The following is a 15,612-nucleotide window of genomic DNA, read 5'->3' on the forward strand; positions in this document are numbered from 1 at the left end:
CATCTCTCTTTACATCTGTAATGGAAAAGTCCTGATACTAAGCAGGATCCATGCCTGAATAGCCCAGCCGTGAAATAAACCTCTTTTATTAAGATTTTTAGTGCAGTAAAACCCCTTCCCAAAAAAACATGAGAACGTCATATCCCTTTTCGGAGAAGTGTATTTTTCTCTGCCTGCCTAAAGGCGCAGGCAAATAATTTCTCACCGTTTTTGGGCGCGCTTTTGGTGCAGTACGATGTTGTTCGCTTTTTTTCTTTTCTGACGAGCGAAAATTAACGGTTAATTTGATTATCACTATTTAAAGAGCTTGATAAATAGCCGTGGAGTGATGTTATTGTTGCCTTAAGGTCAACAGTAACGGGGAAATGTGGCAGATGTTCCAGGATAAACAGGTGGGCTATCTGTATGAAGTCGGTAACCAGGGCGGCATTCGCCGCGCGGCAGATATCCTCGGGGTTAATGCGTCGGTCGTCAGCCGTCAAATCGCACAACTTGAGCGCGCGCTACAGCTTCCCTTGCTGGAACGGCGTGGGCGTAACGTGGTGTTGACCGAAGCGGGACGCCTGCTGGCAGAGGACTATTTTGTCAGCCGTATGCGTCGCGAAAAGCTGGAGAGCCAGCTTAAAGATCTGCGCCATATGCGCGGCGGAACGCTTTCGGTGCGCATTGGCGGCGGACTGATCACGGCGTTTATCGAAGGGGTTATGCGCGAATTTGCCCAGTCTTACCCGCAGGTGTTTGTCGATATTGTGGTCGGCAGCATGCAGGAGATGATGAACGATATCGTCAGCGGCGAAGCGGATATGGCGCTGGCGTTTGGTCCGATTGGCACACCGGAACTGAAGCGGCACAGTTTTAAGTGGGGGCCGATCTGTGCCGTCGTCGCGCCGCAGCATCCTGTCGCCAGTCTTGCCAGCATCACCATTGAAGCGTTGACTGCTCACCCGCTTATCGCCCTCACAGAGAACTTCGGCCTGCAGCGGCATATGAACGCGATGTTTAAAAGCCAGGGCCTGCAGTTTCATCCGGCTTACCGGTGTAACCTTTTCTCGACCGCCATGAACCTCAGTCAGGCCGGGCTCGGCGTCTCATTTATGACGGCCCACGCCGCCGCCGACCCGATTCGCCAGGGCACACTTGTCGCCGTGCCAATCGATCACCCGATTGCCAGTAGCGCTCAGTGTCACCTGTTACGGAACTCCGACAGGCGCTTTACCCCGGCAGCCCATCATATGTGGCGACTGCTGCATAATGCGTTTCGCGACAGATAAAAGCAGAGACAGCCGTAAGGGCTGGATGTCATGCCAAATGCAGAAACAAATGGACAGCGAAGATGGCTGAAGCCAGCGGTGAGCAAGGAGAAGCGATAAACCGTTGGGTCAGACAGTCAGTACTGAGGCAGTAACAGTCAGAGAGGTATCGTTTAAAAGCCCGGCGTGAAGGCGGAAATACCTTCCCCATGTTGCCGGGCAGATGACTCAGCGAGACGGCGTGAGCAATTCCCGTTCTATCCGCTCCCGGGTCTCAACGGCCTGATATTTCATTTTTTCCGGGTAACCGAACAGCGAAGCGGCCACGATAGGTTCGCCACCCACTTTGAACGTCTGCTCTGCAAACTTCATTTCCCGCAGGGTGCGGAACAGCGTCTCAAAATCCACCTCGCCTTCTCCGATGCCAACATGCTGATGAATGGTCGCATCGACACCGGGTGGATTGACAATGTAGCGGCAATGTTTGGTGTGATTCATCGTATCGGCAATGAGAACATGAGAGAGATCGTGCCCCGCATGACGAAGCATCCTCTCTACGTCCCCTTTTCCTTTATCGTAAAAAAAGGTATGCGGGACGCTGTAAACGTATTTAACGTTATCACTCCTGAATGACCTGACCATATTAACGGTTTCGTCGCTTTCTTCGCAGAAGTCCCATGGATGCGCCTGTATTTCTACACGGATGCCTTCACGTTCGAACAACGGAAGCAGTGTTTCCATCGAGCGGTAAAACATCTCATCGCAGATTTCAGGTTGATTAGGATCGCCCGCCAGTTCGGTATTAATAACCTGAACCCCCATTTCGACCGCGATTTCAACGAGGCGTGTCCAGTTTTTTACCGCCGCCTGTCGGCGCAGTTCATCCGGGCCAGACCATCGGTAAACACAAATGAAAGAGGAAATTTCAACGCCCGTTTCGCGCAGGGCCTTCTTATACTCCGCAATGATTTCGCGGCTTGCGCGGGGATGCTTATAGAACGGATTAATTTCCGGATGCGGAGACTGCTCGATGTACTTGTAGCCCCATTCCGACACCTGACGGACCATTTTGGTGATACCCAGATCTTTGATTACATCTACGTCGAATGCAATTTTCATTGATGCCACCTTTACGTTATCTCATGCTGCCTGAGTCGGGTTTCAGGCAGAGAAAGTCACTTCATCGCAAATCTCATCCTCAACAGACTGATGCGCTCATCCACTACAGTCGATATCAGCATTCCACCCACGTCGAGCCGGATTCGGCTGAACGGACACAGTTTTCCACCCATTTGACGCCCGCCAGCCCCGCATGCACATCGGGATACCAGAAATCCTTCAGGAAGGCGTCGTCACCCCGATCGGTGGCATCCATGGCCAGCGCGAAACGTCTGTAGAGGTTTGACCAGGCTTCGAAAAGACCTTCCGGATGTCCCCCTCCGATACGGTCATCTGCACGCGCGGCCGGGTGAAGATAGTCCATGCCCCTTTCTAGGATGCGTACCGGCTCGCCCTGAATTTCAAACCGGAGCTGGTTCGGCTGTTCATCCCACCACTCGATACTGGCTTTAGCGCCGACGATGCGCACTTTTTGCCCATGCATGGAGCCGCAGTTAACGGCGGAGGCCCACAGACTGCCGACCGCGCCATTCTCATATTCCATCAGGACAAACGCGTTATCTTCGAGGGGAGCGCGGCTTTTAACAAAGCTCTGACGCGAGCACAGCAGTCGCCTGATTTTTAAGGCGGGAGCCATAGTTTCAGCGATGCACAACGGATGGGTTGCCAGGTCCCCCAGCACGTAACTGGGTCCGACAAAGCGCGGGTTAACGCGCCAGCTGGTACTGGCGTTATTTTGTTCAACGGATTCGTTGTGAAAACCGTGTGCAAACTGCATGTTAACAATGCGGATGTCGCCAAGAAGCCCCTCCGCAATCATTTCTCTGGCCTGGAGAATGAGCTGATGACCTGTATAACCATATGTCACGCCGATGATCTTGTTTTTCTCCCGGCTCAGTTTCGCCAGATGCTCAGCCTCTTCGACCGTGAAGCACAGCGGCTTCTCACATATCACATGAAGTCCCGCTTCAAGCGCGGCGCAGCAGACAGCAAAATGCGTGTTGTTTGGTGTGGCGATGGAGACGGCCTGAATACCGTCCTCGCGTTGTCCTTCTGTAGCAAACAGGGTTTCGTAATCGGCATAGCACCGGTCTGGTGAAAGGCCCAGTGCCTCACCAAAGGCGCGCCCACGTGCGGCATCAATATCGAACGCGCCGGCGACTAACGTAAAGGTATGATCACGGAGTGCCGATGAGCGGTGAATGTAGCCAATCTGACTGGTCCCGCCACCGCCGACCATGCCCCACCGAAGTGATTTTTCGAGCGGTTTAATGCCGTTAATCATGATTATTCTCCTCAGAAACCGACGGAATGCAGATAATGCAGACTGGCCGTGACATCACGCAGGCTTGTATCCGCATCACGCGGATCTCTTTCCTGTTCAATGGTTATCCAGCCCTTGTAACGACGCTGGCGCAGAAATGCATGAACGTCCGGATAGTGGATGGCACCGCTGCCAAGAGGACACATGACGCCCTGGGCGCAGGCGGTGAAAAAATCCAGCCCTTCTTTAACTGCCCGGCGCCAGACAGCCTCGTTAACATCCTTGAAGTGCAGGTAATCAATCCTGTCCCAGTAACGTTCCAGCGTAGCCACCGGCGCCATGCCAGCGTAATACAGATGGCCGGTATCCAGGCAAAGCCCGGCTACGGTATGGGGAATATCGTGGACCAGCTTTTCCAGTTCATCGGCAAACTCAATGCAGCCACCAGCATGGGGATGAATGACCGGCCTGACACCGTACGCTTTCCAGGCAATCTCACTCAGAATGGTGATATGTCTTATCATCGTCTGCCAGTCACTGGGATTAAGCCGCGGGGCCTTTTCTGACTGACCGGCTGTGGCGGCACGTTCAGGATCACCAAAGTCGATGATGACAAGATAAGGTGGCGATGCCCCCTCATTGACAGCGTCAGCCTGCCGGGTAACGGCGCTCAGGTTGTGGCAGATCTTATGGGTCAGATCGATCATTGCCGGGAAGTTTTCTTCACTGACTAAATCGTCGAAAAGGGTGCCGGCAATAACAGACAGCTGATGTTCCTCAAGTGCAGACGTCAGGGCTTCGGGCTCAACAGGCAAGTATCCCCATGGTCCCAGCTCCAGACTTTTGTATCCGGCGAGCGCGGCCTCTTTTAGCACGCTCTGCCAGGGGGGAAGAAACGGGTTTTTCGGGTCGTCCACTCCCCAGCTACAGGGTGCAGTCGCGATGGAAATGGTCATGGTTTTTCTCCGGATGCGGCAACACAGGTAAGCACTGACATGCAGGCGACAAATGCCTGACTCAGTGCGCGCAGTATTGCGCCGGTTTTTTGATACCAGCAACCCTCCTTCGTGGATTATTTGATAGAGATCATGATTTTTTTAAATCATATTATTGATAGATTTACATCAAATACAGACAGCGCAACCCTCTGCGTGATACGTCGTGAGACGTCAGATATTTTCCCGGGTAACCAGATCGAAGGGAACGGTAACAGAGAGAGGATTGCGGTCGGTTTCCTGATATCTGCGGATAAAAACAGAGACGATCGTCTCAGCCACAACATCGATACGGTGGCGCATCATCACATCGACATGCCCCGCGATAAGCGCCATTTCATCGCCGATGAACGGGCCATGGCAGAGAATTTTTATATCATGTCGCGCGCTTTCACAGACCGCCTTGATTACGCCCTCTATGCCACCGCACGGCGCATAAATCATGGCCACACTGGGATGGTTTGTTAGCAGTTGGCTGGCAGCCAGATAGCCCCCACTGATGCTTTCCCGCGTCTGTAACGGCTCAAGCACCACCGCATCTTGTCTGTTCTCGCGCAGGTACGAACGAAAACTTATTTCACAGCTTTCCTGGCAGTTGAAACGGTGATCGCCGAGCAGCACACCAATAACACTGTCTTTTTCCATCATGCGCTCAGCAAACCATCCCGCTGTACGCCCTGCTTTCAGATTATCGAGACCGATATAGCCCGCCTGACCACAGGGAGAAAGATCGGAAAACAAAGTGAAAATTTGCACGCCTGATGCGGATAGTTGCTTAATGGTGTGCCGTATAAGAGGATGATCGAGCGCAACTACTCCAATGATATCGACGCGTTTTGCCAGAGCTTCAAGAGACGACACGACTTTCTCCACATCATGTATATCAGCCCACACAAACGCCGGCTCTGTCGCCAGTTTTCCGTCCGCATACCGGCGGATTTCCTCTGACAGCACCTGGTAAAACGAATAATCACTGGGCAGCAGAATAAACCCGGTGCGCACCGCGCTCTTAACCGCCGTGGCTTCTGGCGTCATCACCTTACGCAGATCTTCCCGGTAACCGAGCGCTTCCGCTGCGCGCAGAACGCGGTCCCGGGTTTCCTGCTTCACTGACGCTCTGTTATTTAGAACACGATCAACGGTAGCCACCCCGACACCCGCCGCTCTGGCAACCGCTGACATGGATATTTTTTTCATTACACAGCCCGAGATGATAGATTTCTATCATCTTAAACACAAAAAGTGTGCAGCAGCAAAATACTTCTGCTGCTTTACGGCGTTTTTTACAGGATGACGCATTGGCAGAAAGTGACCGCCGCATGACAGCAGGCAATGAAAAAGTGGATGTAGGTTATTCAGCAGAATGCGTGATTAATTCCAGTATAGGAATGATCGCTTCTGGCGCAACGTGAGCGTTATAGTCATGGTCGATTCAGTAAACGATGCAAAGCTTTGCCACCGATTGGCCTGATTTGGCAAACCGTACTGTTTTTAATAAAAAGCAAAGTGCCTACAGTTTTTTAGTCTGCATAACCTTTCTCTGAAGATATGTATTCCCTCTCCAGAATAAGGGCCAGAAGAACAGACGATTTAATCTGGTTTTTCATCCAGCGACTGGCGGTATATCACACATCCCTCCATAAATTGCGGCCAGTCAGGAACCTGTATCGGTGAATTGTTTTGTTCAGGTAGAAGTGACCACAATTCAGGATGAAACCAGCAGAGGTCGTGTCCCGTAGCGTCACGATGCGCGCGTATGGCTGCCCTCAGTCGCTTTATCTCCTGTAGCAACTGTTCTTCATTCATATGGTGCAAATCGTGGTCAGGGTCAGCCACTTCCTTTTCTTCTTTCATTAACGCCTTCCGGAATAATCGTTAATCAGTAATGCCTTAGGTTGTTAAATTGATTTTTTATGTTGGTATGACTTATCGCCACTCACTCCTCTTCCTGAGGCGCAGAAGTCAAAATATACAGAAACAGCCCTTGATGAGGAGTACCTGCTACGTGCCGGTGAAGGTGTGCCAGGGAGTGACGTATACATCGACCTCACGTTAAATCAGGGGGGCCAGACTATACAGCCCCCCTTTTGGCTTGCATAAATGGCTACATTATTTAGCACCAAAGCATGCATTCATGCCATCCGTAACGGTTCCCCCGGGCACCCCCTGAACCGGTCTGGCCGCTATCAGCAGGCTGCCTGTATTTACGAACCCACTCGCTTTTTTTCCGTGCTTCGCATAGGCAACGGCCGCATCTACTCCCATGGCCGCCATCGTCAGGGGATACTGCTGAGCTGTCGCTGCTATCTCTCCGCGGCCAATACTTTTGATTGCCTCACATCCCCCGTCTATGGAAACCAGTAACACGGCTCTTTCTTTCCCCGCCTCCCTGAGTGCCTCATAGGCACCGGCCGCTGCCGGCTCGTTAATGGTGTAAACCAGGTTGATATCAGGATGATCTTTCAGGCAGGTAGCCATCACATCGTGCCCCTGCTGCTTCGCCCCACCGGTGCTGCCAGAGCAGACCACCTCCGGGGAGCCTGAAAGCATGTAAGACTCGCTGTCCGCCGCTTTAAGCCCCAGACCGTTCATAAATCCATTGTGACGTCTTGCCCCGACCAGATTACCCGGAGACAAATCCAGCATGGCAATTTTCAATGACTGCCCGGGGAATCTGACGGGCATGACGGCCCTGGCATATTTGCCGATGGCCTCTCCGGCCTGGTAATTATCCGTGCCAAAAAGCGCGTCAACCGCGCTGGCCGGGTCCGTTGGCGAATCCAGAGCAATGACCTGTACCCCTCTGGCTCGTGCTTCCTCAATGGCAGGCACAACGGCTTTTGCATCACTGGGGGTAATCAGTAGTGTGGTAGCACCGGCTGCGACCATGGACTGAATAGCAGTAATCTGCGAAGCCACATCCCCGTCTGATTTACCGGATGCAGTAAGTAACCTGATGTTATGAACCGTTGCTCCCAGTTGCGCACCGGCCTTCATTTTTTCGAAGTAAGGGTTGGCGTCCGTTTTTGTGATGAGCCCCACCGTAACGGGTGCCGTCGCTGCTGCAGCGTACCCGGTAAACCCTGTCTGCAACGCCAGAACTGTGACAACTAAATAAAAGCGAAGGCTGTTCACGGGAGACTCCTTGACAGATGCGTTGTAGCAGCCACGTCCGGGACTGTATTTGAGATGTCAAAAGCAGCAATTTCCTGCAGCATTAACCGGGCCTGCTGCTCAAGATTTGCTGCAGCCGCGCTGCTTTCTTCAACCAGCGCGGCATTCTGCTGGGTGGTCTGGTCCATTTGTGTTACAGCTTTATTTATCTGCTCAATGCCGGCATGCTGTTCGCGCGAAGCTATGGTAATTTCCGCCATCAGCGTTTTGACGCTGTTTACGGCGCTCACAATTTCCGACATGGTTTCACCTGCATCACTGACCAGACCCGACCCCGTATCGACACGCTGTACAGATTCGTCGATAAGCGTTTTAATCTCTTTCGCGGCCAGGGCGCTGCGCTGCGCAAGGTTACGAACTTCACCGGCCACCACCGCAAATCCACGCCCCTGCTCCCCTGCCCGCGCCGCTTCAACCGCCGCGTTCAGCGCAAGAATGTTGGTCTGAAAAGCGATACCTTCAATGACACTGATAATCTGCGAGATATGCCCTGAGCTACTGGAGATATCCTGCATAGTAGATACGACGCGTGCCACCACATCGCCGCCGCGTTGTGCTGTGTGAGCGGCCCCTGAAACCTTTTCATTGCCTTCCTGTGCGCTCGCAGCGTTATTTTTTACCGTGGCCGTCAGTTGTTCCATGCTGGCCGAGGTTTGCTCCAGTGCGGATGCCTGCGCTTCAGTACGGCGACTGAGGTCCTCATTACCCTGATGAATTTCTTCCGCTGCCTTGAGAATATTGTCGGCAGAATGGGCTACCTGACTGATCAGTTGCGCCAGGTTTTTCTGCATCAGCCCCAGCGCGGCCAGAACACTGCCCTGCGGTGCCTGCGAGGCATTAGGTACAGGGTTAAGATCGCCTTCCGCAATCCGCTGAACAAGATGTTTCAATGTCCCCGGCTCTTCACCCAGGGCGCGCAAAAGTGTCCGGATGATTATTCCACCCAACAGTACTGACAGAACCAGCGAAACAAGAGTGACAGAGATGAAGACGAGCCGGGTAGACAGATAAGTTTTCTGCGCAACTTCCACCCGGTTTTCTGACTGTTGTTTGCTGTAGTCCAGATAGTCATTCGCAGCGCTGATGAGTCGCTGTAAACCTGGCCTGAGTTCACGGTTAAGCCGGTCTATGGCTTCAGCTTTCTTTTCCTCAAGCGCCAGTGAAACAATATGGTCAGCCACGGGACGATAAGTTTTCTCAGCATCAACGATAGCCTGGACAAAATGTCTGTCGCGCTCCGTTATATCCGCCTGTGAATTAACAGCACGGGCCAGTTTTTCCGTCGCCGCCGTCATGCTGGCTTCCGCCCGACTGACCTGTTCCCTGCCCGCTAAAATGTCAGCGGGCTCACTGACAAGAACAAGACCGTAAATATCAAGAGAATTGGTTTTAATATCCCCGAGTATGGTGTTCACCAGGCTTTCTCTGGCCGAAACCTGCTCAACGTGGTTTCGGAATGTGTCATTTGCGTTCATCAAAGCCCTGACAGAAAGGCAGGCGATAAGAAGAACCATAATGACGAGTGATGCAAAACCCAGCGTAAGCTGCATACGTACCGACGCCCGACTGAATTTCATGAGTATGTTTCCCGTGCTTAATTAATTAAATGAAGAGGATGTTCAACGGAAGGCGGAACGTATCTGTCGTCTGAAACGCGCCTGTGCCCTGTCAAGAACGCGCTCAGACCTACTCACAGATATCGGCTGATTATCAGGGAGCCTTTACAAGGCACACCGGCTAAAGCTTTCAAATGTTGCATGGATCACAAAACAACAGTGTGTGGCTAAAGAAATGATGAGACTTGGCAAACACCGTAAAAATATAATAAAAACCTGATGTGAGATAACTTGATGTAAACAAAGGGATTTAAACAATTACTGGTAGGTATAAAATTAATTAATGCGATCTTTATTACTTTTTTATGGCAGCTTTGAGAACTCAGAGATTTCCATGCTGAGTGTGGACACGGAAAATGGATGGCGTTTTAAATCTTTTAATCAGGCAGTGAGTGAGTCGGCATACTGAGGATAAATCTCACATTGACATAACGTGTGTGACGCATTTCTACGGCAATCAAAAGACGATTGCATCCGTAACCAGCTTACTTCGGTAACAGGAAAACTATCAGACCAGCCTGCTTGACAGGGCAGAATTTATTATTATCGATGACGGCTCTCCGCTCCGTTACGATATTCCTGAACTCTGTCTGGATTTTCACTGTGGTGGCGCTGGCTGAATCCCAGATCAGCCCGCCGCCCATAATTTTTTCCCGGACATCTTAAATAAGCTTCCTGCCATCACTATACGATGAATAGTTTAGAATATGAGAAACACAGTGTTTTTATTCTGAGCTAGCGGAATCCGGTCGCGGCATTAAAATAAATGCTGAAATTTCATTATACCCCCTGTTTACTCATCATTACCACTTTAAGGGAAAACGCCTCTAAAAATAAGCATCAAATGAAATAATGAATTTGCTTGCTTATTATTGCATCTTAATTCTTTTGTTATGGAAAAATGGTTTTGCAGAAAACAAAACCGTAAGGACATAATCTTGCCCAACTGAGCAGTAAGTAGGTATTACTTTCTTTTCCAAAAAAAATAAGTGACATAAAGAATCGAAGTGAAAAATAAATTAACATTTAAAATCATATATTTAACCAAGAAAACAAGATATCCCATCATGATTCACATGCTAATGTTACCGGTAAAGCTGCCGATAACCCTTTTATTGTATAAGAGGAGATAAAAATGTCCGTTATCAGAAAAACCAGGCTTTCTAATTTATTACTTATCAGCGCAGTATTTATCGTTATCATTCAATTGATGGTTGGGTTGATATTTCTCCATTACTTACGTTCTGACAGGGATAACTTCAGAAATGCTGAAGTTGTAAGTAAAAAAGTCCATCTTATCGCTGACGTATGGACGCAGTTAAACGAGGCGCGGGCGGACACTAACCGTATTGCTCTTTGGTTAATCAAAGAGGGAACGGAAAGCGAAAAAGTAAACTTCTTCATTAATCATGGAGAAAAAACGCTCAGTAAAGCCAGGGATGACTTCAACAGTTATCAGCAACTTGCCGATATTAAGGGAATGCCTGAAGACATACAGAAAGCGTTAAAGGAAAGCTATCAGGCCTACTCATCCCTTTTGCAGCAGTCGCTGAAAAATGGCTATAAGAAGGACGTAAACCTTATGTTCTCATTAAATGCCGGCCCTTATAAGGAGAAAATGCAAAACGATTATGACAAATGGCGAAACAAGCTTGCAGATATCAGTGGTGATATTTCCTCAAAAAGTAGCGAAACTTATAATAATGTAACCGTGTTTTTCTACGGCACGATAATTTTTAATATCCTTTTCATCCTCGGACTCATCGGTGTTTTTAAAAATGTGCTCATTAAGCCTCTTTCACAGGTTTATGCGCAACTGGAACGCATTGAGTCAGGCGACCTCACCAGCGCGGTGATGACAGGATTCCATCGTAAAACTGAAATAGGGGCATTGTTCGCGAAACTCAGCGAGATGCAGTCGGGACTGATCAGGGTGATTTCCGAGATTAAAGAGGGAGCACAGAATATTGTTAAAGGTATCAGTGAGGTCAGTGCCGGCAACAGCGAACTTTCAGCCCGCACGGAGCAGCAGGCAGCATCAATCGTTCAGACAGCGTCCAGTATGGAAGAAATTACTGTGGCTGTAAAAAACAATGCGCAAAACTCCGCTGCGGTATCTGAACTGATTGACCATACCAGAGACAAGTCTGAACAGGGTAAATCTGTAGTCTTATCCCTGTCAGACCTGTTAAAAAATATGCAGGAAAAATCATCACAAATCAGCGATATCACAGGCATCATTGAGAGTATTGCTTTTCAGACCAATATCCTGGCACTTAATGCTGCCGTTGAAGCTGCCAGGGCGGGCGAACACGGAAAAGGCTTCGCAGTCGTTGCGGCAGAAGTCAGGAACCTTGCCCAAAAAAGCTCATCATCGGCAAAGGAGATCAGTAATCTTATTTCTGATTCAGTAACGGAAATTCAGGATGGTGCCAGACTGTCTGATGTCGCTCATGATTCGATTACAGGGATATATGAATCTGTACTTGAAATACATGATGTCATGAACAGCATCAGAACGGCTTCGGACGAGCAAAGTAAGGGGCTTGAGCAGATTAATATTGCTGTTTCTGAACTCGACACTGTCACACAGAAAAACTCCGCCCTGGCTGAGGAGACCTCATCGGTGGTTGCTGTCGTTGAGGATGAGACTATAAACCTTAATCGTGTAGTGGATTCGTTTAAGGTAGCCGAAAAAGAACTTTCGGTCACAGCATAGGGCCAGTGCTGACTATGGTTACCGCCGAATAATACCGCCCTGTCTCGGATTGAAGCGGTGCAGCGAGTTCTGAGTCAGTTCTCAGACCTGAAGCGACACCGCCGCCGTGTCGCTGTTGTTAAAACCATGAAACGCGCCCGGCCAGAGGTGCAGTTTAACGGTCACTCCGACGCGGATACACAGACTGGTCGGGATTATCATCCAGAAACGGGTCAAGGCGGCCCAGCGCCAGTTCAGACGGACGTAAAGCGGGTCAGCTCTTTTTCGCAAGCAGGAGCGGATAAGGCGAAATGGTCTTGCCGCCGTGCGATTCTAAAAGCAACGCCTCAGTCTGGAACGGTTTAAAAATGTGGATGCCCTACTTCAGGTTAAGTTGCAACTTTGCTGACTTAAGCGATCAAAATGGTAACCAGGCGTAGTCCGCTATGAGCGAGGAGCGGAAGTTCATGCCCGTAGTGAGCCTGAGGTTATCTGTGTAGTCGTGATATATCAGACAGGCCAGCCGGGCTGTCTGATACCACCGGGCTAGATCCAAATATCGTTTTCAGCGGTTCGTTCCCCCCCTTCGTGTCCAGTATTCAGGACACCACAAGGTTCTATCATCATCATTTTTACTGTCGTTTGAGCTGACGTTTTATGTTCTACACCTTTTGGAACAACGAAGATTTCTCCCGGATGAACGAGAACGTGGCTATCGCGAAAATCAATACGCAATTCTCCCTCTACTACAATGAAGGCCTCATCAGTTTCAGGATGCGAGTGCCAGATAAAGTCGCCCGCTATTTTCACGATTTTGAACTGGTAATCGTTCATCTGCGCAATGACTCTTGGCTGCCAGTGGTCATCGAAAAGAGAGAATTTGTGTTCCAGATTTACCGGTAAAGACATGATGACATTCCTTAATGTTAAGAAACGTCAAAAATAAATAAAGTCGCTGTGACCGTCTTGAACGATCGTGCAACTCAGGCACGGTTGGTGTGAATGAAACTTTGCAAACGGCCCGGAGAAATACCGTATGCCTTTATAAACTGCCGTGTCATATGGCTTTGATCTGAGAACCCTGCCTCAAAAGCAGATTCTGCAAGTGACAGACCTGTCTGAATCAGATGTCTGCAGTATGCGAGACGACGCATTGTTACATAGCGATAAGGACTCGTGCCGAAAAGTGCCCGAAAATCCCGGCTCAGGCTCCAGCGATCTTTACCGCAGACGGTGGATAAGGTTTCCAGCGTAATGTTCTGGCTGAATTCAGATTGTATATATTCTCGCGCGCGCTCCGCAGACTGATAATCCAAAAGGCAGCGACGTAAGCGTTGCCCTCCCACGACGGCCAAAGTCTGGGCAAGGTCATAAAGGGCGTCCTCCTCTTCAAGGACATCAATAGCATCTTCTGACGCTTTTAACAGCGGTCCAGTGGCGGCAAAAAGCCGGGGATCCGTTGATATTCCATCTGGAATAAAGGGTAATGGTTTTCCGCCCAAAATTTTCTGAATTAACGCAGGTTCGATATAGACCATCCGGTACTGAAACCCTTCTGTCGTTCCTGCCTCTCCATCATGAATTTCATCCGGATGCAGGACTATTGTCCCGCCTGGTAAGCTATGTTTTTTACTATCTCGATAACGAAAGCTTTGTACTCCAGACAGTGTCCTGCCGATCGCATAGGTATCATGACGATGGGGTTCATAACCATATCCACTGAAGAAGGCCTCCAGACGTTCAATTTTTCCCGGCGTGTGTGCAACTCTGACCCAGTCTTTATTTGAGTGTACTGCTGACATGTGCAACACCTGTTTCCAGTTAAGTTGAATTCTCACCATAACCTTACCGGGCCAGATTTCAAAAGAAGTAGATGAAAGAGCGTGAGTCTAACATTCGGGTTCGTTATGCCCGGTGCCGCAAAAACTGCCAGCAACCTTTTCCAGTTCAGTGCTACCGTTAGTAAAAATGTCACTCCTGCTCCCGTGTCCGCTTCTGGCACAAAGCGGACAGGCTGACTTAAATGGAGGTACACTATGAGAAAAGAGCAGATGAATGGAGACACAGCTTCCGGTAAGGAAACATTATCAGGCTGACAAAGCTATGACAGTAAAACTTAGTGCAGCGCAGGCGGGTACGGGATCTCTCTTTATTCCTGCATCTTATGAAGTTATTCTTCTCAGAACGCAGGAGTAAACTTCATGAAGGCATGACTGCTATGGCATTTTTCTGCGGCTCTACCTGGCGACTCTTTCTGATAAATATAACGGTTGCCGTTTCCTATACGTTTATCCTGCCAGTGATGAGCATATTTTTGATAAACGGATTACACGCCTCGCCGGTTTTTCTTACCTTTTACAGCCTCGGAACTTCACTGTCTGGATTGTTTTTTTGCCAGTTAATGGGTTCCCTTTCGGATAAAGGTTATCCGGATAAGCGTCTTTTCATTCTTTCCGTTTTGGCCCTTTCCCTGACCGGTATCGCTTTCGCTTACTGCCGTTATCCTGTCCAGGCACTGCTCATTGGCATTTTCCTTTTGGGGCCGGGTAATGCTTGCGTTACGCTGTTTCTTTCGATAATTCGTAAGCATTCGCTGGAGGCAGGAATCAACCCAACGCGGCTGAATACCCAGATGCGTACATGTGTGTCTGTTGTATGGATAGCAGGCCCGACGCTGGCATTTATCTTCGCTGACAGATTTGGATTCGCCTTTGATTTCCTGATATCAGCCCTGCTTTCAGGAATGACAATATTACTGTGTCACTTAATGCTTCCCGTAGGGGAAAAAACAAGTGGCCCCGGGATTGCCAAATCAGATGAGGTCAGGAAACCCCGTATCAGTAGTGATATCTGGGCGTTAGGTGCAGTAATTATACTGGCAAACTTATCAAATAAAATTTACATGACTGTTATGCCACTTTATCTGGTGAAGGATCTTAATTTACCTGTTTCTTTCCCCGGTTTTTTGCTGGGTTCTGCAGCAATCATAGAAATTCCCGTTATGCTTGCTGCCTCACGATTAGCAGACAAGACAGGTAAAGAGCTGCTTTTTATGGCCGGCTTTCTTTTTGCCTCCGCCTACTACTGCCTGCTTCTACTGGCCAGTAACAGGGCTGAACTCATTGCATTACAGATTTTAAACGCAGTGTCCTTTGGTATTTTTACCGCTCTGGGCATATCAGTTATTCAGGATGCGTTGCCTGAACGCAGCGGTTTTGCATCAGCGTTCTACTTCAATGCCATGCGTACAGGAATGATTGCCGGAAACGGGATTACCGGACTGATGGCTCAACTGACGGGTTTCAGAATGACACTGATTATTCCTTTTTTGTCAGTCAGTTGCGCAGCTTTGATAATGCTTTGTATCAACAATAGCCGCTTTATGAAAAAGCGTCAGTAACCGTGGCCAGCGCCGTTTGATTACCTTACTGTTGCGTTTATAACGTCCACTTTTGCACAAATCAGAATCATGAAAAGACCAATGTCCGCTATGAGC

12 protein-coding genes are annotated in these 15,612 nt (G+C 49.4%); 3 read left to right on the forward strand and 9 right to left on the reverse strand.

Annotation, left to right across the window (positions count from 1 at the left end; all coding sequences use genetic code 11):
* Positions 1-374 precede the first annotated feature (374 nt).
* A complete protein-coding gene (locus GC090_RS10450; protein ID WP_033742190.1) occupies positions 375-1,271 on the forward strand; it encodes a LysR family transcriptional regulator in 897 nt (298 codons plus the stop codon).
* 207 nt (positions 1,272-1,478) lie between these two features.
* Here GC090_RS10450 and GC090_RS10455 read toward each other — a convergent pair whose 3' ends face one another.
* The 7 genes from GC090_RS10455 to GC090_RS10485 form a co-directional block, all read right to left on the reverse strand.
* Positions 1,479-2,369 (reverse strand): sugar phosphate isomerase/epimerase family protein, encoded by an 891-nt coding sequence (locus GC090_RS10455; protein WP_039340362.1) that lies wholly within the window; start codon positions 2,367-2,369, stop codon positions 1,479-1,481.
* A gap of 115 nt (positions 2,370-2,484) precedes the next feature.
* Positions 2,485-3,654, reverse strand: coding sequence for a Gfo/Idh/MocA family protein (locus GC090_RS10460; protein ID WP_185199444.1), 1,170 nt, complete (start codon positions 3,652-3,654; stop codon positions 2,485-2,487).
* Between the two features lie 11 nt (positions 3,655-3,665).
* A complete protein-coding gene (locus tag GC090_RS10465) occupies positions 3,666-4,589 on the reverse strand; it encodes a TIM barrel protein (RefSeq protein ID WP_110267507.1) in 924 nt (307 codons plus the stop codon).
* 213 nt (positions 4,590-4,802) lie between these two features.
* Entirely contained in the window at positions 4,803-5,825 is a 1,023-nt protein-coding gene (locus GC090_RS10470) for a LacI family DNA-binding transcriptional regulator (RefSeq protein ID WP_324019684.1), read from the reverse strand.
* Between the two features lie 393 nt (positions 5,826-6,218).
* Positions 6,219-6,482, reverse strand: coding sequence for a hypothetical protein (locus tag GC090_RS10475; protein ID WP_324019685.1), 264 nt, complete (start codon positions 6,480-6,482; stop codon positions 6,219-6,221).
* Between the two features lie 255 nt (positions 6,483-6,737).
* Positions 6,738-7,763, reverse strand: a complete 1,026-nt coding sequence (locus GC090_RS10480; RefSeq protein ID WP_324019686.1) for a substrate-binding domain-containing protein — start codon at positions 7,761-7,763, stop codon at positions 6,738-6,740.
* Positions 7,760-9,379, reverse strand: a complete 1,620-nt coding sequence (locus GC090_RS10485; RefSeq protein WP_324019687.1) for a methyl-accepting chemotaxis protein — start codon at positions 9,377-9,379, stop codon at positions 7,760-7,762. Before GC090_RS10485 ends, GC090_RS10480 begins: the two co-directional genes overlap by 4 nt.
* 1,174 nt (positions 9,380-10,553) lie before the next feature.
* Here GC090_RS10485 and GC090_RS10490 point away from each other — a divergent pair.
* Positions 10,554-12,137 (forward strand): methyl-accepting chemotaxis protein, encoded by a 1,584-nt coding sequence (locus GC090_RS10490; RefSeq protein WP_324019688.1) that lies wholly within the window; start codon positions 10,554-10,556, stop codon positions 12,135-12,137.
* A gap of 525 nt (positions 12,138-12,662) precedes the next feature.
* Here GC090_RS10490 and GC090_RS10495 read toward each other — a convergent pair.
* On the reverse strand, positions 12,663-13,025 hold the full coding sequence (locus GC090_RS10495; RefSeq protein ID WP_164481935.1) for a cupin domain-containing protein: 363 nt from the start codon (positions 13,023-13,025) through the stop codon (positions 12,663-12,665).
* Positions 13,026-13,099: 74 nt separating this feature from the next.
* Complete coding sequence (locus GC090_RS10500) at positions 13,100-13,918, reverse strand: AraC family transcriptional regulator (protein WP_205956441.1); 819 nt, start codon at positions 13,916-13,918, stop codon at positions 13,100-13,102.
* 407 nt (positions 13,919-14,325) lie between these two features.
* On the opposite strand from GC090_RS10500, the gene GC090_RS10505 reads away from it, so the two are divergent.
* On the forward strand, positions 14,326-15,516 hold the full coding sequence (locus GC090_RS10505) for a sugar efflux transporter (protein ID WP_164481933.1): 1,191 nt from the start codon (positions 14,326-14,328) through the stop codon (positions 15,514-15,516).
* Positions 15,517-15,612 lie beyond the last annotated feature (96 nt).

The sequence above is a fragment of the Pantoea sp. JZ29 genome, assembly GCF_035190385.1.
GTDB classification, from domain to species: Bacteria; Pseudomonadota; Gammaproteobacteria; order Enterobacterales; family Enterobacteriaceae; genus Pantoea; species Pantoea stewartii.